This is a genomic window from Candidatus Macondimonas diazotrophica (assembly GCF_004684205.1).
GTDB lineage: Bacteria > Pseudomonadota > Gammaproteobacteria > UBA5335 > UBA5335 > Macondimonas > Macondimonas diazotrophica.
In genome coordinates, this window is record NZ_SRIO01000011.1 from 15,291 (window position 1) to 36,713 (window position 21,423).

The following is a 21,423-nucleotide window of genomic DNA, read 5'->3' on the forward strand; positions in this document are numbered from 1 at the left end:
CTTGTGACGAAATGGTTCAAAAGAACGGTGGAGTCATGGCGACGGCCAAAGCAACGGATGATCGGTACTTCGAGCTTCATGGACTGAAATCACAAGCCCCGGAAGCGTTGAACCGGGCGCTGCAGGACGCCATCAGTGCGATGCACGAGACGCTCTACGGCCCCTCGACCGAGGAACTGCCCGCTGAGGAGCAGGCCCTGCTGAAGGGCGCCGGCATGCGCATGGCCGAGCGCGCGGGCGCGCCCGATCCGTTGCTGGACTACGCCACGTGCTTCGCGGCGCTGCTCGACACCAGCCTGACCCCCGCCGAGGCCGCATTGCGCCTTGGCGTGACACCGACCCGGGTGCGCCAGCTGATCAGCGATGGCGCGCTGTACGCGTTTCGGGTCGACCGCAACCTGCGCATTCCGCTGTTCCAGTTTCAGGGAAACGGGCTGCTGCCGAATCTGGCACCGGTCAATGCCGCGCTGACCAGCGATCTCGACCCGGTCTCGGTATGGCGCTGGTTCAGCGCGCCGGATCCCGAGCTCGAGACCGAGGCCGGTCCGCTGAGTCCGCTGTCGTGGTTGAAATCCGGCCGTGATCCCGAGGTGGTGATTGCGATCGCCCGGCAGTTGTGACGGCCCGGATTCCCGTCGAGCCGGACTCTGAGCGGCTCGCCGAACTCGACCCCGAGCTGCGGACGCTGCCGGCCGGCAGTCTGCTCTGGCGGGTTTATTTCCGCGCCGGCGCGCATCCGACACGATGGCGCGATTTTCGCCACTACGGCCCCGCCGACGCCCGTTTCGACCACCATCGCGATCTCCGACCCGGCTTGCAGGCCCAGGCCGTGATGTATCTGGCCGAAAGTCCCACGACCTGCCTCGCCGAAGTGTTCCAGAAAACCCGCGTCATCCATCGCGAAAGCCGTCAGCCCTGGCTGGTCGGGCTGCGTCTTGCCGCTGCGGTGGATTTGCTGGATCTGAGCGGTGCCTTTCCCACCCGCGCCGGCGCATCCATGGGCCTGATGAGCGGGCCGCGCTCGGTCGGGCGTAACTGGGCGCGGGGGTTCCATCGGGCCTATCCCGCAATCCACGGGCTGTATTACCCCTCCTCCATGCATGCCAACCGGCCCGCGCTGGTCCTGAACGAACGCGCCGAAGCTGCTGGCGTCATTCCGGTCATTCCCCAGTTTCACCGCGCCCTGGCCGATCCGGCCCTGCTGGCCGTTCTCAAGAACGCCGCGCTGGACATCGGATTCGCTCTGGGGTGATTTCCCCGGAAATGGCTACAAGGCCGACGATGGGACGCGTGGTGTGCCTTGCCGTCACCGCAGCGCGGAATCACCGGCATGCTCGGGGCTTATCCCGCGATACGACGCGGGTTGGGCGACGCATCGGATCTCAACGCGGTTTTATGCGCCGTCCTGTGCCGGGAATCGGCAGCATCCAACCGTGCGTCCGCAAAAACCCTCAGCCGAACAGCAGCAGCACGCCGGTATAGCCGTAGAGTCGATCGTGGGCGATCTCACCATTGCAGAAAAAGCCAGCCAGCGGCACGTCCCCAAGCCGTTCCTGGATGATGGCGAGTTCGGCTGAACGGCGGCCAAACAGGCGCTCGCCGCGGCCGAGGCAGGAGAAATAGAGCCCGCCGCGAGGCGGCCCGGCGAGCCCGGCGCGGATCTCGTCGAGCATGCGCAACAGATCCTCGTGAGCGCTTTGGGTGTCGCGCCGGCAGAACAGGATGGACTGGCCGGCTTGCACCAGATCGCCGATGACCAGCCGGCCCTGCTTGCGGTCGATGCCCAGCAGGTTGCGTACCAGGTAATCGCCCGTATCCGAACCAGCCACGGGCAGTCCGATATGGACGCTCTGGAGATGATCCCGCAGATCGGGATCGGTGGCTTCGATGCCCAGCGCTTCGCACAGCACGTCCAGCGCCGGGCGATGATCGAGCGAGGTGATGACGTTCCCCTCGCCCGCGGTGATCATATGGCGCGGTGCGTGGGCAGTGAGCGGCGCGCAACCCTGTGTGAGACGCACTGCGAGGGGCACAGCTGCCGAAAACACCACGCCGGACAGCTTGTCCTCGAAGGCGGCGCTGGCGAAGTGATAGCTTCGGGTGCGCGAGCTGGTGATGCCGCCTACCAGATAGCCGCTCGCGAGCCCGCCGCACAGTTCGGCGAGCTGGGCAGGCAGGGTTTCGTCATGGGATCCGGCGTGCACCAGCGCCAGATGGGCCGCATCGAATCCGCTGGGCGTCTGGCTGTTCAATGCCGGCGGTGCCGCGGCCGGCGAGAACACCTGAAACTCGCCTTCCGCAAAGCCGCCCAGCATCACCACCACGGCCGGTTCGTCGAGATATTCGACCCCGGTGGCGAGAATCCCGACGCCGACCGAGCCGACCCAGTCCTCCACGCCCGTGGCCTGTTGCAGATAGCGCACGATGGCCCGGCCCGCCGGGGCGAGGTGATCGGTCACATAGACGAATCCCAGGTTGGCGCCGGGCGGTGGATCGCCGATTTGACGCAGTGCAGCTTCCACGGCGTCCTGCCAGTGTTCGTGCCGGCCGTGCCCCACCCGGAAATCCGTTCCTCGCCCCTGTGCCTGCTGCATCGTCCTGCGTCCTCTGGCGTGCTCAGCTCGAACAACTCACCGTCAGGCCCGTCGCCCAGTCCGGTGGCGGCGCGGCATAGTGCGCAAGCTGCGGATGTTCGTCGAACGGTCGGCGCAGACAGGTGAGTACCTCGGCCACGCCACCAAAATCACCCTCGCGCGCCTGGCGGATGGCTGCCTCGGCCACCCAGTTGCGCAGCACATACTTGGGGTTGACGGCGCGCATGGCCGCCTGGCGCTCGGCGTCGACCGAGCCTTCCGCCGCCAGCCGCGCGCGCCAGCGGGTCAGGAAGGCGTCGCAGCCGGGCCGGTCGGCAAACAGATCGCGTACCGGCGCATCGATGCGGCGACGCGCCGCCGTCTCGACCGTTCCCGGAAGCTGGCTGAGCCCGCGGAAGAACGCGGGATAATCGGTCCGCCCCGCCTGCAAGAGGCCGAAGAGTGCATTGATGAGTTCGGTGTCGTCCGCACGCGCGGTGGCCAGGCCGAGCTTGGCGCGCATCAACTGCAGAAACCGCGCCTCGAACGCTGCCGGAAACGCCTCGTCGATGATCGTCTTGACCTCTTCCGGCCGGCCGATGAGCGCGCTCAAGGCATCACCCAGGACATAGAGATTCCAGTACGCCACGCGCGGCTGGGCGCGGTACTGGTAGCGGCCGGTGTGGTCGGAATGGTTGCAGATGTGGCCGGCGTCGAAGGCTTCCATGAAGCCGAACGGGCCGTAGTCCAGCGTCAGGCCGAGGATGGACATGTTGTCGGTATTCATCACCCCGTGCATGAAGCCCACGGCCTGCCAATGAGCCATGAGTTCGCCGGTGCGCTGCGCCACGTCGCGCAGCAAGGCGGCATAGGGCTGCGCGGCCTCACGCAGTGCCGGCCGGCAACGGTCGATGACATGATCGGCCAGGATGCGCAGTTCATCGGTGCGGTCGTGGGCGTGCCAGTGCTCGAAGGAGCCGAAACGCACGAAGCTGGGCGCAAGCCGCGTCACCACGGCGGCCGTTTCCTGCGTTTCACGCTGCACCGGCGTATCTGAGCCGACCACGCACAGGGCGCGGGTGGTGGGCACGCCCAGGGCGGCCATGGCCTCGGAAGCGAGAAACTCGCGGATCGAGGAACGCAGCACGGCGCGGCCGTCGGCAAAGCGCGAATACGGCGTGGGGCCGGCGCCCTTGAGCTGGATCTCCCAGGGCCCGTCGGCACCGTCGAGCTCACCCAGCAGATGCGCACGGCCGTCACCGAGCTGCCCGGCCCAGACGCCGAACTGATGCCCCGAATAGACCGCCGCCAGCGGCTCGGCCCCTTCGGGAAGGCGGTTGCCGGCGAACAGCGCTGGGAAATCGGGGTGATCGATCAGCGCCGGATCCAGACCCAGCAGAGCCGCGGCATCAACGCTGCCGGCGACGAGATAGGGTTCCGGCAAGGGCGTCGGCGGCAGCCGGGTGTGAAACGCCGCAGGCAGCCGGGCGAAACCGGTTGAAAGACGCAGCCCATCGAGACTGCCGTAGCGAATGTGGGGAGATGAAGCCATGTCGTCGAACCAGTCGCGCCGTGCGTTGCCGAAAATATCATTGCTCACTATAGCCCTGGTGAGCACCGGGCTCATACCGCCGCCGCTCCCGAAACGCCGCGGGGGCCTCATGCAAGTTGAGCTCCAGATCACGCCAGTCGGCGGCGTCAACGGGTTTTCGGGCAACCCCCGCGCCTCAGGTGTGATTCCTGTCGTGTCGCATGTGCGACAAACCCGACACCCACGGCGTCGACGCCAAGGCGATCATGGCCCGCAAACCGGGGATTTGCCGCGCTTGACGCGCGCTGCGCGCCGTTGGCGTGTGCATTGCATCACCTGCAGCGAAGCGACACGGCCGCTGCCGGTCGCCGGTTCGGCCGGCTGATTGCGTGGAGAACATCCTATGGGGATTGCACAGGAACGAGTGGACCGCTTGCGGGCCCGTCTGGAAGCGGCACTGGATCCCGCAGCGCTCGACATCATCGATCACACCGAGGCGCATGGCCACGACCCCCAGGCCAATGGCGCGGGGCACTACCTGATCCGGGTGGTGTCGCAGCGCTTTGACGGCGTGTCGGTCATCGGCCGCCATCGCCTGGTGTACGACGCCGTGGCCGCGATGATGCCGGCCGAGGTGCATGCGCTCAGCATCAAGGCGCAGACGCCAACCGAAGCGGGGGTGGCGTGATGGCACAGGAACAATCGGACTTCCAGGCGGGCGACGCGGCGGAAACGCCGGTGCTCATCCGGCACACCCAGGACGGTCGGCGGGTCGAGGTCATCGGCCGCTTCCTCTGCCTGGATGGGCGCCGTGAGACCGATGCACTGGTCGATGTGCGTCAACATCCCAACCGCATGGCCATCTGGCAGGCCGCACCCGAGGCCACCCACATGGCGGGCCGCATCCCGCTCACGCGCGAGGAAGCCGCCCGCGCCCAGGCAGCGCTGGACGCGGCCCGCGCCGTCTACGAAGCAAGCCCCATGGCCATCTCCGAGCGCATCCGCCACGCGGCGGACGACATTCTGCGGTTGCGCATCGATGAATGAGCACGCCGCCCCGGCCGGGAACGCGACGCCATGATTCATGTCGTGGAGGTGCCGTGGGACGGCCGTCCGCAGGCCTGGTTCGCCTTCGATGAAGACGATCTGATCGGCAAGATTCAGGCTCGGCGTACCGGGGTCGGCCAGCAGATCTACGCGGTGGCCACGCCGGGCGAACTGCTGGCGGCCGCTGGGGTGGATTCGGATGCGCCGCCGCAGTGGATCGCCGACCTCGCCGCGCAGCATGGCTGGGACACACCGCTGTATCGCGCCGATGCGCTGCTCGAGCCGGGGCACTACCAGCGCGAACCGGTGAACGTTCTGCACGCGCATCTGGCCGCCTTGGCCGAGCCCCTGCAATCGTGCCGCGTGCATCCGGACGATGAAAGCGCGCTGGAGGCGCTCTATGGCGATCCGGCCTATCAGGCGCGTGCCGGATTCTACGCGCACATGGCGCTGCGCGAGCAGCTCATCGCGCTGGAGGTCCTGGCCGATGACCTCTGAACGCCGCGCGCCATGACCGAGTTTCTGCCGATCGACGGGCAGGACTTGCAGCGGCTGCTGCAGGACCCGCGCACGCGCATCATCGATGTGCGCTCATCGCGCGCCTATGCGGCGGGACATCTGCCCGGTGCCCGGCACTTTACCCGGAGCCTGCTCGGCCGTATGCGCCGGGAATGGCCCGGTGATGTCCCCATCGTGGTCTATGACGACGCCACCGGCGCCAGCGAGCAGATCGCGCAGCTGCTCAACCATCTGGGGTTCACGGCGGTCCACAGCCTGCGGGGCGGCTACGCCGCCTGGCGCATACCGCGCTCCCGACGCAGCGCCGGCGTCCTCCGGCTTTCGGCGGCCCTGCGCGCCTGGCTGCTCGATCAGGGCTTCGACACCGAGGATCTGGAACGCGCCACAGCCAACGGCATGACCGCCCTGCTCCAGGCCTGCCGGATCGGCCATGCGGCCCATGTCCACGCCCTGCTCGAGGCCGGCGCCAGCCACAATGCGGTCACCGTGGACGGCACGACCGCGTTATGGCTGGCCTGCTTCGCCGACAGCCCGCTCTGTGCGCTGCACCTGATCGAACGGGGCTTCGACGTCGACCACGCCAATCCAACCGGCGATACCGCGCTGATGTACGCCGCTTCGGCAGGGCGCGACCGCATGGTGCGGCTGTTGCTGGAAGCCGGCGCCGATCCCGGGCGCTGCAATCAGGATGGATTCACCGCCTTCGACATGGCCGCGACCCAGAACGCCTATTTCCTGTTGCGACCCAAACGGCCACAGGTCGCCTGAAGCGCGGGGAGATTCCGCATGAGCTCGATTTTCATCAGCATCAACAAGTCCGATACGCTGGAAAAGTCGCCCATTGACAAGGCGATCACCCGCACGGCTGCCGCCCTTGCCCGCCAGCGCGCCCTGTTGCCACCCGGCCCGGGTCTGGAGGTGACCTTCATGCCCGCCTCGGAGGATTGGCAGCCGGATTTCATGGGCATGCGCATGGGCGGCTACCATGACGACGATCCGGTGCTGCGCTTTCAGGTGGCGATTCCGGCGCATCTCGCGCACTCGCCGCTGGCCCTACGCTATGTGCTGGCGGTTCTGGAGGATGTCCTGGCCAATGCCCAGGCCTATTTCGATGAGCAGCGCATCGTCTTCGACCATGCCGCCTGGCAACGCGCCTTGAGCGTTGCTGCCAGCGTTTCGGAGGATCCACCCGAATCGGCCTGGAACGAATATCCCCTCGAATGACGCCGCCGCTGAACCGCTGTCAATCCGGGGCCGGCCAAGCCGTCTGCGGTCGCGCACCATCCCGCCCGTCAGGACGACCCCGCGACGATTTGCCGCATTCCCAAAGAAAACCCGAGTTTCTACTATCGGGGCAGAGTTCCCTCATGGCACGACCGTGCCCGAAGGCGCTGTGACGCCATCCGAGAAGGGGCCGTTGTTCCGCGCTGTCTTCCGCCATTGAAAACAAATGCGCTCGATTCGCCACCCGGCGGCTCACGACGCGCCTGCGCGGCCGGTTCACTGGCTCGCGCTCAAGCCCGATTTGAGAGGTGATTTTGATGGCACGCCGCCAACCCACGACAAGCCTGCGACCCGGCCCGGTTCCGGTCACCGTTCTGATGCTGCTCGCGCCCCTGATCGCGGGCGCCGAAACGGCGCAGAAACTTCCACCCGTCACCGTCACCGGGGAAGCGGAAGCCCTGGAAGCTTTCGGCGGCAGTCCGGTCCGTGAGCAGGATCTCGCCGCTCGGCGTGCGGCCACCAGCGATACGGCCCGCTTGCTGGCCGATGCACCCGGTGTCGCAGTCAATGCCGCCGGCGGTATCTCGAGCCTGCTCAGCTTGCATGGGCTGGCGGACGACCGGCTGCGCATCCTGGTGGACGGCATGAGCCTGATCTCGGCCTGTCCGAATCACATGAATCCGCCATTGTCGTATCTCGATCCGGCCCAGGTCGAATCGATCAAGGTCTGGGCCGGCCTCACGCCGGTGAGCGTCGGCGGCGACGCCATCGGCGGCACCATCGCCGTCGAGTCGGCCGCGCCGGAATTCGCCAAGGACGGTGCGCAGCGCCTGACCAAGGGCGAGATCGGCGGCGGCTATCGCAGCAACGGCGATGCCTATCGCGGCCATGTGTCCGTGACCCAGGCGAGTGAAAACATCAGCCTGCGCTATGACGGCGCCTACGCCCAGTCCGACAACTACGAGGCCGGGGGGGACTTCAAGAATTTCACCGCCACCGGCCGCCCCGGTCAGGACCTGCCGCGCGATGAGGTCGGCTCCACCGCCTACGAGGTGCACAGCCACCAGCTTGGCCTGGCCTTCAAGGATGGCGAGCAACTGATCGAGGCCCGGGCCGGCTATCAGGACATCCCTGAGCAGAACTACCCCAACCAGCGCATGGACATGGTGGACAACACCGAATATCGCTTCAACCTGCGCTACCGGAATCGCTATCAATGGGGCCGGCTGGATGCGCGCGCCTACTATGAAGACGTCGATCACAAGATGGACTTCGGCGATGACAAGCAGTTTATCTACGGCGCTGCGCCCGGCATCGTGGCTCCGGGCATGCCGATGGAAACCGAGAGCCAGAACATCGGCGCCCGGCTGATGGGGAGCATCGATCTCAGCGAGGCCGACATCCTGCGACTGGGCGGGGAATACCAACGTTACCGCCTGGATGACTGGTGGCCGCCCTCGCCAGCGGATCTGACCGGTATGCTCAATGCCGACGGTGAGCCGGCCACCTTCGGCGGCATGGCGCCGAACATCTTCTGGAACGTCAACGATGGCCAGCGGGACCGGATGGCCGTGTTCGCCGAGTGGGAACGCACCATTGATGCCCAGTGGAGCACGCTCCTCGGCGGGCGCTACGAGCGTGTCACGACCGATACGGGACCGGTGCAGGGCTACAACGACATGTCCGCCGGCTATGCGCAGTCGGCGGCTGTCTTCAATGCCGAGGATCGCGAACGCAACGACGACAACATCGATCTGGCCGCGCTGGCGCGCTATCGGATCGATCCGACCATGGATCTCGAGTTCGGTTACGCCATGAAGACCCGCTCGCCGAACCTCTACGAGCGCTATGCCTGGTCGCAGAACGCCATGGCGGCCATCATGAACAACTTCGTGGGTGACGGAAACGGCTATGTGGGCAATCCGGATCTCGATCCGGAAACGGCGCACACGGTCTCGGCCAGTTTCGACTGGCACAGCGCCGACCATGCGCGCGGGCTCAAGGTCACGCCCTTCTATACCTACGTCACCGATTACATCGACGCGCAGCGCTGCGCCGGAAGCGGCATGATGATGAACGCGTTGTGTGCGGGACCTGCCAACGACATGGCGCGCGATCAGTTCGTGGTCCTCGAATATGTCAACGAGACAGCGGTGCTCTACGGCGTCGACCTGTCCGGGTATCTGCCGCTGGCCGACACAACCCTGGGCGCCTTCGGGGTCAAGGGGCTGGTGAACTACACCAAGGGCGAGAATCGCGACACCGATGACGGGCTCTACAACATCATGCCGCTCAACGCCAAGGTCGCCCTCACCCACGCGCAGGGCCCCTGGGATAACGCCGTAGAAGTCGTGATGGTCGATGCCAAGGACGATCTGTCGGATGTGCGCAACGAGATCGAAACCGCCGGCTATGCCCTGCTCAATTTGCGGGGCGGCTATGAACGCCAGCAGGTGCGCTTCGATTTTGGTGTCGAGAACCTGTTCGACACGCTTTACGACCTGCCCACCGGCGGCGCTTATGTCGGACAGGGCACCACCATGGGCATCAACAGCATTCCCTGGGGCATCGCCGTGCCGGGCCTGGGCCGGACGATCTACGCTGCGGCCACGCTCAAGTTCTGATCATCTGCGGCACGAAGCCGGCGCCCGTCACGGCGCCGGATTGGCGTGCGCCCGCTCGACCCGAGCGATCCTGACCGCATAATGCGCATACCACGCGCTTGGGCGGCACGATGATCCACATCCGCCTTCCAGGCCGCGATGGCCTCGGTGGATGCCCAATAGGAAACCGTGATGCCGAAACCATCGGTGCCGCGCACGCTGTCAATACCGAGAAAACCCGGCCGGCGCGCCGCCAGCCGGGTCATCCTCTCGGCCATCTCCCCGTAGCCGTGATCCCCTTCCGTGCGCTGCGAGGAAAAGATCACGGCGTAGTACGGCGGCGCGGGCATTTGGGCGAATCCGGTTGCAGCGTTCATGGTCACAGCTTCCCGCCAATCTCAAGACGATCATGCCCTGGGATGGGGCCGGGGTTTCACCCCGGATACGCGCGCTTCGATGTGCCCGCCCCTCCAGTGGACTTTGCGCCCGAGCCTTGCTCCGCCGGCCGGCCCGCGCTTATGATGAAGTCCGCTTCAGGTGTCCCACGGGCGTTCCGCCCACGGGATGAAACGGGAAGCCGGTGCGTTCAGGATCTCTTGCGGATCCGAACCAGTCCGGCGCTGCCCCCGCAACGGTAGGCGAGTCAAGACGGATCACAGCTGCCACTGCGCTTTCGGCGCGGGAAGGCGATCCGTCCGGATCCTCGGGGATCTGCTCGCAAGCCCGGAGACCGGCCTGAAGCCATCAAGGGCATTGCGGAGGGCGATGCGTGCGGCGTGCCGGTCTGCGAGACCGTCCTGCGTCTGTTCGTTTCCTCCGCCTTGTCCCGCAGTCCGGCGAACCGCGTGCGGGTGAGCACGCCTGGAGGAAACCGACATGACCAATCTGTCCCCGAGCGGGTCGGCGTTGCCTGCGCCAATGTACCGCGATCGCTTCCCGTCCCCTGCCTGCCTGCTGCGTGCCGCCCGGCGATGAGCGCTGCGGATGCCGAACAGCGCCACCAGGACCGGATGGCGCGTAAAAAGGCGGTCGTGGATGCCGGCATCGCCCGCGCGGACCGCGATCAGGGCCTGCTGCTGGTGCTGACCGGGCCGGGCAAAGGCAAGTCCAGCTCAGCCTTCGGCATGGTGGCGCGCGCGCTGGGGCACGGCCTCACCGTCGGCGTCGCGCAATTCATCAAGGGCCGCACCGATACCGGCGAACAGGCGTTTTTCCAGAACCATCCCGGCGTGCGCTGGGAACTGCTGGGCGAAGGATTCACCTGGGAAACCCGGAACCTCAAGCGCGACACCGAAACGGCGCGGCTCGGCTGGGCGGTTGCGCGGGACATGCTGCACGATCCCGCGCTGGGGTTGGTGGTGCTCGACGAGCTCACCTACCCCATTCGTTACGGCTGGCTGCCGCTCGAGACCGTGCTGGCCGATCTCGCGGCCCGGCCGCCCCTGCAACATGTCGTCATCACCGGCCGCGGCGCACCCCAGGCATTGCGCGAGGCGGCCGATACCGTCACCGAACTGCGCGATGTGAAGCACGCGTTCCGGGCCGGGGTGCGCGCCCAGAAAGGGGTGGACCTGTGAGCGAACGCCGCTGCCCCGCCCTGCTCGTGGCCGCCCCCGCCTCGGGCCAGGGAAAAACCACCGTCACGGCCGCGCTGGCGCGCGCGCAGCGGGCGTGCGGCCGGCACGTGCGTGTCTTCAAGACCGGCCCGGATTTTCTCGACCCGATGATTCTGGAACGTGCATCCGGCGCGCCGGTCTACGCGCTCGACCTGTGGATGGGTGGCGAGGCGCATTGTCGGACGCTGCTGTTCGAGGCCGCGGGCGAGGCCGACCTCATCCTGATCGAGGGGGTGATGGGCCTGTTCGACGGGCAGCCTTCCAGCGCCGATCTCGCTGCCCTGTTCGGTATTCCGATCCTCGCGGTGATCGATGCCTCGGCCATGGCGCAGACCTTTGGCGCCATCGCACACGGCCTCGCCAGCTACCGACCCGAGCTGCCTTTTGCCGGCATTTTCGCCAATCGGGTCGCCGGCGAACGGCATCACGCCATGCTGACCGAGAGCCTGCCCGCCCATCTGCCGACGCTGGGCTGGCTGCCCCGTGATCCCGACATCGCCCTGCCGGAACGGCATCTGGGCTTGGTTCAGCCCGGCGAAATCGGGGATCTGGACATGCGCATCGATCGCGCTGCCCTGGCCTTGAACGGAATGACGGCCGACCTGCCGCCAGCCGTCTGCTTCAGCGCGCCCGCCGTCGCGCCGCTGCCTGACCGGCCGCTTGCGGGCGTGCGCATCGCCATCGCGCGCGATGCGGCATTTGCCTTCCTCTATCGCGCCAATGTCGATCTGCTGCGCGCCCTGGGCGCGGAACCCGTATTCTTTTCGCCCCTGGTGGATGGCGATTTGCCGGCGAACAGCGATGCGCTCTACCTGCCCGGCGGTTACCCCGAGCTGCATCTGAACGCGTTGTCCGCCAACCGCACTCTCCACGGCGCGATTCGCGCCCATCACGCAGCGGGCAGGCCGATCGTCGCCGAGTGTGGCGGCATGCTCTATCTGGCCGACTCGCTGACCGACCGTGCCGGCACCCGCGCCGCCATGGTCAGCATCCTGCCCGGTCACGGGGTCATGGGTGAACGGTTGGCCAACATCGGGTTGCATGGCGTCGCGCTGCCCGAAGGCGCGCTGCGTGGCCACAGCTTTCACTACTCGCGCTTCGAAAGCCCGCTCGATCCCATCGCTTGGAGCGAGGGCGCGCGCGCCGGCCAGCGGGGCGAGCCGGTCTACCGGTTGGGACGCCTGACCGCTGCTTACCTGCATGCCTATTTTCCCGCCAACCCCTTGGCCACCGCGCGGCTGTTCGCGCCTGCGCTGTCCACCTTCAACCCCGAGGATTGACCCATGCCCACCCTACCCGCGAGCGCTCCACAAACCCCGATCGCTGCACCACAAACCGTCGCGGCCAGGATGGTGCCCGCAGTCGTCTTTGCCCTGCTCGGCGGCGCGCTGCTTTATCTGGCCGGCTTTGCCGCATCGCCCAGCCTGCACAACGCTGCGCACGATACGCGTCATGCCGTTGTCTTCCCCTGCCATTGAGCGTCAGCCGATGCACGCCGCCGGATTTCGACATCGCCTGCTGATCGCGCTGACAGCGGCCATCATAGCCGGAACGCTGCTCACGGCCGTGCAGCAGGTCCGGGTCGTGCCGCTGATTCTCGAAGCCGAGCGCTATGAGCACGGCGCCCATCCGCAGGGGATGGACGGCCCTGCGGGGGGGCATGATTCTCGCGCCGGCAGCGCTCTGCGCGCCGTGCAGACCGCCATGGCCAACCTGGTGATGGCCTGCGGTTTTGCCATGCTGCTGGCGGCCGCAACGACGCTGCGCGGCGTCCGGCTTGACGGGCGCTCAGGCCTGTTCTGGGGGATTCTGGGCTATGCCGTGTTCTTCGTGGCGCCGGCCATCGGCCTGCCGCCCGAGCTGCCCGGCGCGCAAACCGCCGAATTGGCGGCACGCCAGCAAGGATGGCTGCTGGCCGTGGGCGGGGCCGCCTCGGGTCTTGCGATGATCGGGTTCGCCGCGAGCCCGTTGATCCGGGGCTTCGGCCTGGTGCTGATCCTCGCGCCTCACCTGATGGGCGCACCCGAGGCGGCGCGCGCCCTCGGTACCGTGCCGCCCAATCTGACGCACGCCTTCATCGTCGCCACAGCCGTGACCAATGCCCTGTTCTGGCTCGTGTTGGGCGGCACGTTCGGCCTGCTCGACCAGCGCTGGAGCCCTTGAGCATGGGTACGGTGTGGTTCGTCGGCGCCGGACCGGGTGATCCCGACCTGATCACGGTCAAGGGGCGGGATCTGATTGCCTCCGCCGGCGCGATTCTCTATGCCGGCTCGCTGGTGTCCGAGGCGGCCTTGCGTTGGGCGCCGCCCGGTTGCGCGGTGGCCGATTCGAAGACCATGACGCTGGAAGAAATCAGCGCCTGGCTGATCGGACAAGCGCAGCGCCACGCAGTTGTGGTGCGTCTGCAGACCGGCGATCCGAGTCTTTACGGCACCCTGATCGAGCTGGCGCAACCGCTGGATGCGGCGGGCATCGATATTGCCGTCGTTCCGGGCATTTCCTCGGCGATGGCGGCGGCGGCCAGCGCGGTGGAAAGCCTGACACTGCCGGAGATCACTCAGACGGTGATCCTGACCCGTGTCGCCGGACGCACCCCCATGCCCGCCGGCGAGTCGCTCGCCGAGCTGGCGCGCCATCGCTGCACGCTGTGCCTGTTTCTGTCCATCACCCTGCTCAAGACGGTGCAGGATGAATTGCGCGATGCCGGTTGGCCGGACGATGCGCCGGTGCTGGTGGTGCACAAGGCGAGCTGGCCCGGGGAGGAACGGATCATCCGGGGCACACTCGCCGATATCCGCGAGCGCTGTCGCACCGCCCGAATCAACAGTCAGGCCATGATCATCGCCAGTCCGGCACTGGGCGCGCGCCACTGGCCGGTGGTCGCCAAATCCCGGCTTTACGACCCCACCTTCACCCATCGCTTCCGCCGCGGCGCAACACCACCGGTCGAGGACAAGCCATGAATGACGTCATCCTGCTCATTGGTCACGGCTCGCGCGAGCCGGCGGGCAACCACGAGATCGAGATGTTTGCCCAGATCTGGCGACAGCAGCAGCCCGACTGGACGATCGAGGTGTGCTTCATCGAATTTGCCGAGGTGCTCATCGCCGAGGGCCTGGCGCGGGCAGCACGGCGGGCCCGACGGGTGGTGGTCGTCCCGCTCATCCTCAATGCCGCTGGCCACGTGAAGATGGAGATCCCGGAACACATCGAGGCGGCGCGCCGCAACCATCCCGAAACCGAGTTCGTCTACGCGCCGCATCTGGATGCCTGCGATCCCATCCTGGCGATCCTGAAGCGACAGCTGCGCACCGCCATGCACGAGCTGGACATGCCCGACCCCCGCACCACCGGCGTGATCCTGCTCGGCCGGGGGGCTTCGGACCGCATGGCCAACGGCGAGGTCGCCAAGATGGCGCGCTGGCTGCAGGAGTCCAGCGACCATGAACTGGTCGACACCGCCTTTACCGGCATCACCCATCCACGCCTGGAGCGGGTCGTCCAGCGTCACGCGCAGCTGGGCATGATGCAGCTCATCGTCCTGCCCTACTACCTCTTTACCGGAACGCTGATGCAGCGCATCGAGCGGCAGGTGGCCCATCTGCAACGGCAGTACCCGCACCTGCGCATTGCCTGTGGCGTGCATTTCGGTTTCGAGGCGGAAATCTTCGACCTGCTCACCCTGCGCGTCGCCGAGGCGGGCTGCGAGACCACGCGCATGCCCTGCGACGGCTGCAAGTACCGTGAATTCGCCCACACGCACGGCCACGGTCATCATTCGCATGCGGTGGCGATGCCGTGACCAATACCATCACCGAGCAGCTGACCCCGGCCGGCCGGCAGATCGAGCACGATTCCTTCGCCATCGTCGATCGCGAAGCCGGTGCGCACACCTACAGCGCCGCCGAGTGGCCGATCGTGCGGCGCATGATTCACGCCACCGCCGATTTCGAATTCAACGGCCTGACGCGCTTTCATCCTCAGGCGGTCGCCGCAGGCGTTGCGGCCATTCTCGCCGGCCGGCCCCTGGTGGCCGATGTCGAGATGATCCTCGCCGGACTGTCGGCGCCGCGTCTGGCCCATTTCGGCGTGGCTCTGCACCAGTTCATCGCGGCGCCGGAAGTCATCGACCAGGCGCGCAGCGCAAACACCACCCGCGCAGTGCAGGCCATGCGCTGCGCCCATCGGCGAGGGCTGCTCGAGGACGGCATCATCGCGGTTGGCAATGCGCCCACCGCCCTGCTCGAGGTGGTGCGTCTGATCGAGGTGCATGCGCTGCGCCCCGCGCTGGTCATCGGCATGCCGGTGGGTTTCGTATCGGCAGCGGAGTCCAAGGCCACGCTTGCCCAGCTCGAGCGAGTGCCCTGGATTGTCATCGACGGCCGCAAGGGCGGCTCGACGCTGGTGGTTGCGGCCATCCATGCGCTGCTGGCGCTGGCCGAGTCGCAGCAGTCGGCGTGAGACGGCGAGGCGGCGCGGCATGATGTCCAAGACCCGAACCCGAGGGACGCGCACCGGTTTCACCACTGGCGCGTGCAGCGCCGCTGCGGCAAGGGCGGCGACCCTGGGGCTGATGCGCGGGGTCGTGCCCGAGACGGTGGAGTGTCTGCTGCCCAATGGCGAGGAGGTGCGCTTTCCCGTCTGCGAGGGCGGCTTCGAAGGCGGCATCGCCCGGGCCGTGGTCGTCAAGGATGCCGGTGATGATCCGGACTGTACCCACGGCGCCCACCTCACCGCTGCGGTGGGTCCCCTCCCCGCAGCGCCGGGCGAGGTATGGCTCAAGGGCGGCCCTGGCATCGGCGTCGTCACACTGCCTGGGCTGGGCCTGCCGGTCGGTGAGGCGGCGATCAATCCCGTGCCGCGCCGCAACATCGAATCCAACGTTCGCATCGCGGCCGGCGATCTGCTGCGCATCCTCGGCCTGGAGGTGACGCTCTCGGTTCCCGAAGGTGAGGCCATGGCGCGCAAGACCCTGAACGCCCGTCTCGGCATCGTCGGGGGTATCTCCATCCTCGGCACCACCGGCATCGTACGCCCCTACTCCACGGCCGCGTTTCGCGCCAGCGTGATCCAGGGCGTCGAGGTGGCGGTGGCGCAGGGACAGGATACCGTGGTGCTGACCACGGGTGGCCGCACGGAGAAGTTCGTCATTCAGGAACTGCCTGATTTGGCACCAGCCTGTTTTGTCCAGATGGGGGACTTTCTGCGCTATGCCCTCGACACGGCGGTCCGCACCGGCATCCGGCACGTGGTGATCGGCGGCATGGTCGGCAAGCTCACCAAGATGGCCCAGGGCGAAACCATCACTCACGCCGGACGCGCCGAGGTGGACATGAATCTACTGGCCGGACTCGCCGCAGGCTGCGGCGCGCCGGCAGCCGTCTGCGCAGACATCCGGGCGGCGGAAACGGCGCGTTATGCCGCCGAGCGCATGGCTGAACTGGGCCTGGCGGCAGCCTTTCACCACGCTTTGGCCTGCGCCGTGATCGACACGCTCGTCGGGCGCTACCCCAGGCGATTCACCCTGCGGGTTCTGGTCTGTGACTTCGACGGCCACAAGATGGCCGAGGAATACCATGATGGACGCTGCTGAACATCGGGCTTGCCCGCCCGGCCCCGAACCGCACCCCCGTTGCCGCATCATCGGCGTGCTGGACGACGGCCCTGCCAGCCTGGGCGCGCGGGCACTGGATCATCTGGCGCATGCGGATCTGGTGATCGGCGCGGCGCGCACGCTGGCGCTGTTCGCCGGGCACCTGCCCGCACAGGCCGAGCGGCGCGACCTGACCGGCCGGCTGCGCGCGGTGCCGATGTGGATTCGCTCGGCGCTGGGCGAAGGACGGCGCGTCGTCGTGCTGGCGACGGGCGATCCACTGTGCCATGGCATCGCCGCGTACCTGCAGGCGCATCTGTGCATCGATGCGTGCGAGGTGCTACCGAATGTGTCCACGGTGCAACTGGCCTGCGCGCGGTTGGGGCTGCCGTGGCACGACCTGAAGATCGTCTCGGTGCACGGCCGCGATTGCGGGGAATGGTTGCCCGATGCCGATCCGGACCACGGCCTCTACCCGCTACGGCATGCCCTGGAACAGGCCGAAAGGCTGGCCATTTTCACCAGCCCCGACAACGGCCCGGACCGGATTGCCCGCATGCTGGTGGCCGCGGGGGTCGACGCGGACTGGCACATGGCGGTCGCCGAGCGGCTGCTGCAGGCCGGAGAGCGCGTGCGCGCCGACTGCACCATTGCCGAGGCGGCGCAGATGCGCTTCGCAGACCCGAACGTCGTGCTGCTCTGGCGCGCCACGCCACGGCCGCGACCGGTACGGTTTGGTCTGCCCGATGAGTCCTATCAGCCGCGCCAGCCGGACAAGGGGCTGATCACCAAACGTGAAGTGCGCGCGCTGGTGCTCGCGCGCTTGCAGCTGCGCACCGACAGCATCGTCTGGGACATCGGTGCGGGCTCCGGGAGTGTGGGTCTGGAGGCGGCGCAGCTCTGCCCGGACGGCTATGTCTATGCCATCGAGAAGAACGCCGAGGATGCCGTTATCGCCGCCCGCAACGGCGCGCGGCTGGGTGTGCACAACTACGCCCTGGCTCACGCCAAGGCGCCGCAAGGCATGGCGCACTGGCCTGCGCCCGACGCTGTCTTCATCGGCGGCTCGGGCGGCGAACTGGACACGCTCATCCGCATCGCGCTGATGCGTCTGAAGCCGGATGGTGTTCTGGTGATGAGCTTCGTCACCTTCGAAAACCTCGGCGCCGCACTGGCCACGCTGAAGGCATTGGGCGCAGTGTGGGACATCACGCAACTGCAGGCCGCACGCAGCCGCCCTTTGCTCGACATGCACCGCCTCGCCGCCGAGAACCCGGTATGGGTCGTGTGCGCCACACCCGGAGCGACCGATGACTGAACCGGGCACGCTCTATGGTCTGTCCCTCGGTCCCGGCGATCCGGCACTCATCACCCGCCGCGCCTGGACACTGCTGCACGGCGAAGCCCTGTGGGCCTACCCGGTGCGCCGCAAAGGCGGCGCCAGCTATGCGCTGGACATCGTCCGGCGCGCCGGACTCGCGGTACCGCCGGACGCCACCGCGCTGCAGTTTCCCATGACCCACGATGCCACACGTCTGACCCGCTATTGGCTTGCCGCGGCTTACACGGTGCAGGCGCATCTGGCCGTCGGACGGGATGTCTGTTTTCTGGTGGAAGGCGACGCCTCGACCTATTCCACCTTCGGCCATCTGGCCCGCACGCTGGCCGCGCTCGAGCCGGCAGCACGCATCGTGACGGTTCCGGGAGTGAGCGCCTATCACGCCGCCGCGGCCCGGCTGGGCATGCCGCTGGCCGATACCGACGAGGCCATTGCCATCGTTCCGGCGGCCTACGGCATCGACACCGTCGAAGCACTACTCGATGGGTTCGACACCCTCGTACTGCTCAAGGTCAAGCCGCTGCTCGATCCGCTCATCGCACTGCTGTCGCGGCGCGGGCTGTTGGCGCACACCCGGTTCATCGAAAAGATCGGCACGCCCGAGGAACGTACGGTCTGCGACGTGACGCGGCTGTGCAATACCGAGGTGAACTATCTGTCATTGCTGCTGGTGCGCAATCCGTACCGGGCGCGCGGTCCCATGGTGCGGGGCTGCCGCCGGAAATCCTCCACCCCGGAGCCTCCCCCATGAATGTCGATCCACCCCGCGTCGCTCTCGTCGCCATCACCCGCCACGGCGCAGCCCAGCTCGTCCGGCTCGCGCCCGCTCTGCCCCAGGCGGAAGTCGTGGTCCCGGAAAAGTTCGCGGCCACCATGGCCGACCTGCCCCATTGCGTGCAGGTCTACGCCGGTGCCCTGAGTGCACAGATCGGCGGCCTGTTCACGCGCTATGACCAGATCGTGTTCTTCATTTCCCTGGGCGCGGTGGTGCGCCTGATCGCGCCGCATCTCAAGTCCAAAGACGAGGATCCGGGCGTGCTGGTGGTGGACGATGCCGCGCAATTCGTCATTCCCGTCTTGTCCGGCCACGTCGGCGGCGCCAATGCCTATGCCGAGCAGCTCGCCGACCGGCTGGGCGCCACGGTGGTCCTGACCACGGCATCAGATGTGGGGGCCACCATTCCGGTCGATATTCTCGGGCGCGAGCTCGGCTGGCGGCTGGAGGCGCCCAAAATCAATGTGACCCGGGTTTCCGCCCATGTCGTCAATGGGGAGCCGATCGCCTTCGTCCAGGAGGCCGGCGCGCGCAACTGGTGGACGCGCCAGACGCCGTTGCCCGCCAACATCGTGTGTTTCGACCGGTTCGAGGCGGTGGTGCTGGAGCGCTTTCGCGCCGTGCTGTGGGTGACGCACCGCAACATTGATCCGACGCTCTGGCAGCAGCTGGCGGAGCGGCTGGTGGTCTACCGGCCACCGCAGGAGCCGGCGTGCGCCAGGTGATCGTCGGGTTGGGCTGCGACCGGGACGCTGCGATCGGCACCGTGCGCGCGGCGGTGGATCAGGCGCTGGCGTTGGCCGGCCTCGAATCCACCGCGGTCGATGCGGTCGCCACCATCGACCGGAAACGCGATGAGGGCGCGATTCTCGCACTGGCCGCCGAGCGCGGCTGGACGCTGCATTTCTTTAGCGCCGCGGCGCTGGCGGTCGTGGCCGTACCCAGTCCTTCGGAAACAGTGCGGCGCCACATGGGCACGCCATCAGTGGCGGAAGCGGCTGCCTTGCTCGCGGCAGGCGCTGGCATCGAGGCGCTCGTTCTCGAAAAGCACAAACACCGGGGCACCGATGGCAAGCACGCCACGGTTTCCATTGCCAGGAGGACATCGGCATGAGCAAGGGCAGGATTTTTCTGGTCGGTTTCGGCCCGGGCGCCGAAGCGCACATGACCCAGCGGGCGCGCGAGGCCATCGCCGCTTCCGATGTGGTGATCGGCTACGCCACCTACATCAAGTTGGTCACACCCCTGCTGTCCGGCAAGCGGGTGATCCGCAAGGGCATGACCGAAGAAATCGATCGTTGTGTCGAGGCTCATGCCCACGCGCGGGAGGGCCGTACCGTCGCGCTGATCTCCTCCGGCGACATCGGCATCTACGGCATGGCCGGTCCCACCTACGAAGTCCTGCTGCAGGCCGGGTGGCATCCGGACAGCGACATCGAGGTCGAGGTCGTTCCGGGGGCAACCGCCCTGTCGGCCTGCGCCGCGCTGGTGGGCGCTCCCCTGACCCATGATTTCTGCGCCATCTCGCTCTCCGACCTGCTCACGCCCTGGCCGGTCATCGCGCGGCGGCTCGAGGCGGCCGCGCGCGCCGATTTTGTCGTGGCGCTCTACAACCCCAAGAGTGGCCGACGCACGGGACAAATCGTCGAGGCACAGCGTATCCTGCTCCGCCATCGCGCGCCGGATACCCCGGTCGCCGTGGTCAAGTCAGCCTACCGCCCGAAACAGTCGATCCAGGCCACGCGTCTGGCGGACATGGCCGACTGCGAGATCGGCATGCTGTCCACGGTGCTGATCGGCAATCGCAGCACCTACCGCCAGGCGGGGCTGATGATCACACCGCGCGGCTATGCCAACAAGTACGACGGGATCACCGGCGCGCTGAAATCCGGCGAACGGGCCGGGCGTTCGCTGAGCATGGGGCTCGACGGATGGCCGGCGTGCGTCCGGGCCTATCTGAGCGCGATGCCATCGTCCTCGCTGTCGGCGACGGCGCAGGCGTTCGATGTGTCCATAGGAGAGGTCCTCTCGGCCATCGGCGGTGCCTCGGCGACCGATCCGGCCGGCGGCTACGTGGCTGCCGGCGCGCGTCCCGGGACCGAAATCGCCGTGCTGGAGGCGGCGCGCCGCTGGGGCCGCCTGCGCCTCGCCATGCACCACGAATCGGGCATCGCGGGCGAGCTGCAGTGCGCGGGGGATGACCTGTACACCTCCGGAGAACAGATGGAACTCGTCACCGCGCAGTTGCGCATGCACATCGACCTGACCCGCATCCACCGGATCTGGTTTGCCCGCTGCGGTGAACAGCGGCGCAGCGTGTACGGCGTCGATGCCGCGGGGGCGGGCGTGTTCACGCTGTCTCTGGACGCGGATGACCAGGACATCGATCCGCAGGCGGCGCAGCGCTTCGATCAGGACTGGCGCACCCTCACCCACCCCACCGAAATGGAGTTGCTGGCGCATGGCTGAACCGGAACAGACCCCGATCGACAAACCTCGCATGGGCCCCTACGCCCGCCATCTGCTGGTCTGCGTCGGACCGCGCTGCACCCAGGATGGGCAATCGCAACGCCTGTTTGACCAGCTGGGCGAGAAATTCAAGG

25 protein-coding genes and 1 riboswitch are annotated in these 21,423 nt (G+C 67.4%); of the genes, 22 read left to right on the top strand and 3 right to left on the bottom strand.

Annotated elements, in window-relative coordinates; genetic code table 11:
- Positions 1 to 35: 35 nt before the first annotated feature.
- Positions 36 to 620, top strand: a complete 585-nt coding sequence (locus E4680_RS09065; protein WP_135282093.1) for a helix-turn-helix domain-containing protein — start codon at positions 36 to 38, stop codon at positions 618 to 620.
- Positions 617 to 1,252, top strand: a complete 636-nt coding sequence (locus E4680_RS09070; protein ID WP_205688867.1) for an RES family NAD+ phosphorylase — start codon at positions 617 to 619, stop codon at positions 1,250 to 1,252. Before E4680_RS09065 ends, E4680_RS09070 begins: the two co-directional genes overlap by 4 nt.
- 199 nt (positions 1,253 to 1,451) lie before the next feature.
- On the opposite strand, the gene E4680_RS09075 is transcribed toward E4680_RS09070, so the two are convergent.
- Positions 1,452 to 2,594: an FIST signal transduction protein gene (locus tag E4680_RS09075; protein WP_135282094.1), complete on the bottom strand. Its 1,143-nt coding sequence runs from the start codon at positions 2,592 to 2,594 to the stop codon at positions 1,452 to 1,454.
- Between the two features lie 22 nt (positions 2,595 to 2,616).
- On the bottom strand, positions 2,617 to 4,173 hold the full coding sequence (locus E4680_RS09080; RefSeq protein WP_240696164.1) for a protein adenylyltransferase SelO: 1,557 nt from the start codon (positions 4,171 to 4,173) through the stop codon (positions 2,617 to 2,619).
- Positions 4,174 to 4,234: 61 nt separating this feature from the next.
- Between E4680_RS09080 and E4680_RS09085 the strand changes: the two genes are divergently transcribed.
- The 7 genes from E4680_RS09085 (at position 4,235) to E4680_RS09115 (ending at position 9,518) form a co-directional block, all read left to right on the top strand.
- Complete coding sequence (locus E4680_RS09085; RefSeq protein WP_135282095.1) at positions 4,235 to 4,489, top strand: hypothetical protein; 255 nt, start codon at positions 4,235 to 4,237, stop codon at positions 4,487 to 4,489.
- Between the two features lie 18 nt (positions 4,490 to 4,507).
- Positions 4,508 to 4,792 (top strand): BolA family protein, encoded by a 285-nt coding sequence (locus E4680_RS09090; protein ID WP_135282096.1) that lies wholly within the window; start codon positions 4,508 to 4,510, stop codon positions 4,790 to 4,792.
- Entirely contained in the window at positions 4,792 to 5,151 is a 360-nt protein-coding gene (locus tag E4680_RS09095; RefSeq protein WP_135282097.1) for a hypothetical protein, read from the top strand. The genes E4680_RS09090 and E4680_RS09095 overlap by 1 nt, the downstream gene beginning before the upstream one ends.
- Positions 5,152 to 5,181: 30 nt before the next feature.
- Positions 5,182 to 5,649 carry a hypothetical protein gene (locus tag E4680_RS09100; protein WP_135282098.1) on the top strand — a complete coding sequence of 156 codons (468 nt, stop codon included), beginning with the start codon at positions 5,182 to 5,184 and terminating at the stop codon, positions 5,647 to 5,649.
- Positions 5,650 to 5,661: 12 nt separating this feature from the next.
- A complete protein-coding gene (locus E4680_RS09105) occupies positions 5,662 to 6,438 on the top strand; it encodes an ankyrin repeat domain-containing protein (RefSeq protein WP_135282099.1) in 777 nt (258 codons plus the stop codon).
- Between the two features lie 18 nt (positions 6,439 to 6,456).
- A complete protein-coding gene (locus E4680_RS09110) occupies positions 6,457 to 6,894 on the top strand; it encodes a hypothetical protein (protein WP_135282100.1) in 438 nt (145 codons plus the stop codon).
- A gap of 317 nt (positions 6,895 to 7,211) precedes the next feature.
- Positions 7,212 to 9,518 (top strand): TonB-dependent receptor, encoded by a 2,307-nt coding sequence (locus tag E4680_RS09115; protein ID WP_205688868.1) that lies wholly within the window; start codon positions 7,212 to 7,214, stop codon positions 9,516 to 9,518.
- Here the strand turns inward: E4680_RS09115 and E4680_RS09120 are convergent.
- Entirely contained in the window at positions 9,491 to 9,874 is a 384-nt protein-coding gene (locus E4680_RS09120; RefSeq protein WP_205688869.1) for an antibiotic biosynthesis monooxygenase family protein, read from the bottom strand. The genes E4680_RS09115 and E4680_RS09120 overlap by 28 nt on opposite strands.
- 141 nt (positions 9,875 to 10,015) lie before the next feature.
- Positions 10,016 to 10,250: riboswitch (cobalamin riboswitch) on the top strand.
- 218 nt (positions 10,251 to 10,468) lie between these two features.
- On the opposite strand from E4680_RS09120, the gene cobO reads away from it, so the two are divergent.
- Genes cobO through cobJ form a run of 13 tightly spaced genes read left to right on the top strand, consistent with a single transcriptional unit; the run spans position 10,469 to position 21,289 of the window.
- Entirely contained in the window at positions 10,469 to 11,074 is a 606-nt protein-coding gene (cobO, locus tag E4680_RS09125) for a cob(I)yrinic acid a,c-diamide adenosyltransferase (RefSeq protein WP_135282101.1), read from the top strand.
- A complete protein-coding gene (locus E4680_RS09130; protein WP_135282102.1) occupies positions 11,071 to 12,393 on the top strand; it encodes a cobyrinic acid a,c-diamide synthase CobB in 1,323 nt (440 codons plus the stop codon). Before cobO ends, E4680_RS09130 begins: the two co-directional genes overlap by 4 nt.
- Positions 12,394 to 12,396: 3 nt before the next feature.
- Positions 12,397 to 12,591: a CbtB domain-containing protein gene (locus E4680_RS09135; RefSeq protein ID WP_135282103.1), complete on the top strand. Its 195-nt coding sequence runs from the start codon at positions 12,397 to 12,399 to the stop codon at positions 12,589 to 12,591.
- A complete protein-coding gene (locus tag E4680_RS09140) occupies positions 12,566 to 13,276 on the top strand; it encodes a CbtA family protein (protein WP_205688870.1) in 711 nt (236 codons plus the stop codon). Before E4680_RS09135 ends, E4680_RS09140 begins: the two co-directional genes overlap by 26 nt.
- A gap of 2 nt (positions 13,277 to 13,278) precedes the next feature.
- Positions 13,279 to 14,076: a precorrin-4 C(11)-methyltransferase gene (gene cobM / locus E4680_RS09145; RefSeq protein ID WP_135282104.1), complete on the top strand. Its 798-nt coding sequence runs from the start codon at positions 13,279 to 13,281 to the stop codon at positions 14,074 to 14,076.
- Positions 14,073 to 14,915, top strand: a complete 843-nt coding sequence (locus tag E4680_RS09150; RefSeq protein ID WP_135282105.1) for a sirohydrochlorin chelatase — start codon at positions 14,073 to 14,075, stop codon at positions 14,913 to 14,915. The genes cobM and E4680_RS09150 overlap by 4 nt, the downstream gene beginning before the upstream one ends.
- Positions 14,912 to 15,574: a precorrin-8X methylmutase gene (locus E4680_RS09155; protein WP_135282106.1), complete on the top strand. Its 663-nt coding sequence runs from the start codon at positions 14,912 to 14,914 to the stop codon at positions 15,572 to 15,574. The genes E4680_RS09150 and E4680_RS09155 overlap by 4 nt, the downstream gene beginning before the upstream one ends.
- A 19-nt stretch (positions 15,575 to 15,593) precedes the next feature.
- Entirely contained in the window at positions 15,594 to 16,706 is a 1,113-nt protein-coding gene (locus tag E4680_RS09160) for a cobalt-precorrin-5B (C(1))-methyltransferase (protein WP_135282107.1), read from the top strand.
- A complete protein-coding gene (cbiE, locus tag E4680_RS09165; RefSeq protein ID WP_135282108.1) occupies positions 16,693 to 18,024 on the top strand; it encodes a precorrin-6y C5,15-methyltransferase (decarboxylating) subunit CbiE in 1,332 nt (443 codons plus the stop codon). The genes E4680_RS09160 and cbiE overlap by 14 nt, the downstream gene beginning before the upstream one ends.
- Positions 18,017 to 18,796: a precorrin-2 C(20)-methyltransferase gene (cobI, locus tag E4680_RS09170; protein ID WP_135282109.1), complete on the top strand. Its 780-nt coding sequence runs from the start codon at positions 18,017 to 18,019 to the stop codon at positions 18,794 to 18,796. The genes cbiE and cobI overlap by 8 nt, the downstream gene beginning before the upstream one ends.
- Positions 18,793 to 19,545, top strand: coding sequence for a cobalamin biosynthesis central domain-containing protein (locus E4680_RS09175; protein WP_135282110.1), 753 nt, complete (start codon positions 18,793 to 18,795; stop codon positions 19,543 to 19,545). Before cobI ends, E4680_RS09175 begins: the two co-directional genes overlap by 4 nt.
- Complete coding sequence (locus E4680_RS09180) at positions 19,533 to 19,934, top strand: cobalamin biosynthesis protein (protein WP_135282111.1); 402 nt, start codon at positions 19,533 to 19,535, stop codon at positions 19,932 to 19,934. Before E4680_RS09175 ends, E4680_RS09180 begins: the two co-directional genes overlap by 13 nt.
- Positions 19,931 to 21,289 (top strand): precorrin-3B C(17)-methyltransferase, encoded by a 1,359-nt coding sequence (gene cobJ, locus E4680_RS09185; protein WP_135282112.1) that lies wholly within the window; start codon positions 19,931 to 19,933, stop codon positions 21,287 to 21,289. Before E4680_RS09180 ends, cobJ begins: the two co-directional genes overlap by 4 nt.
- The last annotated feature ends 134 nt before the right edge of the window (positions 21,290 to 21,423 follow it).

Coding starts and splice junctions, on each gene's coding strand:
- E4680_RS09065 (WP_135282093.1), top strand. CDS start 36: ATGGCGACGGCCAAAGCAACGGATGATCGGTACTTCGAGCTTCATGGA.
- E4680_RS09075 (WP_135282094.1), bottom strand. CDS start 2,594: ATGCAGCAGGCACAGGGGCGAGGAACGGATTTCCGGGTGGGGCACGGC.
- E4680_RS09085 (WP_135282095.1), top strand. CDS start 4,235: ATGCAAGTTGAGCTCCAGATCACGCCAGTCGGCGGCGTCAACGGGTTT.
- E4680_RS09090 (WP_135282096.1), top strand. CDS start 4,508: ATGGGGATTGCACAGGAACGAGTGGACCGCTTGCGGGCCCGTCTGGAA.
- E4680_RS09095 (WP_135282097.1), top strand. CDS start 4,792: ATGGCACAGGAACAATCGGACTTCCAGGCGGGCGACGCGGCGGAAACG.
- E4680_RS09100 (WP_135282098.1), top strand. CDS start 5,182: ATGATTCATGTCGTGGAGGTGCCGTGGGACGGCCGTCCGCAGGCCTGG.
- E4680_RS09105 (WP_135282099.1), top strand. CDS start 5,662: ATGACCGAGTTTCTGCCGATCGACGGGCAGGACTTGCAGCGGCTGCTG.
- E4680_RS09110 (WP_135282100.1), top strand. CDS start 6,457: ATGAGCTCGATTTTCATCAGCATCAACAAGTCCGATACGCTGGAAAAG.
- E4680_RS09115 (WP_205688868.1), top strand. CDS start 7,212: ATGGCACGCCGCCAACCCACGACAAGCCTGCGACCCGGCCCGGTTCCG.
- E4680_RS09120 (WP_205688869.1), bottom strand. CDS start 9,874: ATGAACGCTGCAACCGGATTCGCCCAAATGCCCGCGCCGCCGTACTAC.
- cobO (WP_135282101.1), top strand. CDS start 10,469: ATGAGCGCTGCGGATGCCGAACAGCGCCACCAGGACCGGATGGCGCGT.
- E4680_RS09135 (WP_135282103.1), top strand. CDS start 12,397: ATGCCCACCCTACCCGCGAGCGCTCCACAAACCCCGATCGCTGCACCA.
- E4680_RS09140 (WP_205688870.1), top strand. CDS start 12,566: ATGCCGTTGTCTTCCCCTGCCATTGAGCGTCAGCCGATGCACGCCGCC.
- cobM (WP_135282104.1), top strand. CDS start 13,279: ATGGGTACGGTGTGGTTCGTCGGCGCCGGACCGGGTGATCCCGACCTG.
- E4680_RS09150 (WP_135282105.1), top strand. CDS start 14,073: ATGAATGACGTCATCCTGCTCATTGGTCACGGCTCGCGCGAGCCGGCG.
- E4680_RS09160 (WP_135282107.1), top strand. CDS start 15,594: ATGATGTCCAAGACCCGAACCCGAGGGACGCGCACCGGTTTCACCACT.
- cbiE (WP_135282108.1), top strand. CDS start 16,693: ATGGACGCTGCTGAACATCGGGCTTGCCCGCCCGGCCCCGAACCGCAC.
- cobI (WP_135282109.1), top strand. CDS start 18,017: ATGACTGAACCGGGCACGCTCTATGGTCTGTCCCTCGGTCCCGGCGAT.
- E4680_RS09175 (WP_135282110.1), top strand. CDS start 18,793: ATGAATGTCGATCCACCCCGCGTCGCTCTCGTCGCCATCACCCGCCAC.
- cobJ (WP_135282112.1), top strand. CDS start 19,931: ATGAGCAAGGGCAGGATTTTTCTGGTCGGTTTCGGCCCGGGCGCCGAA.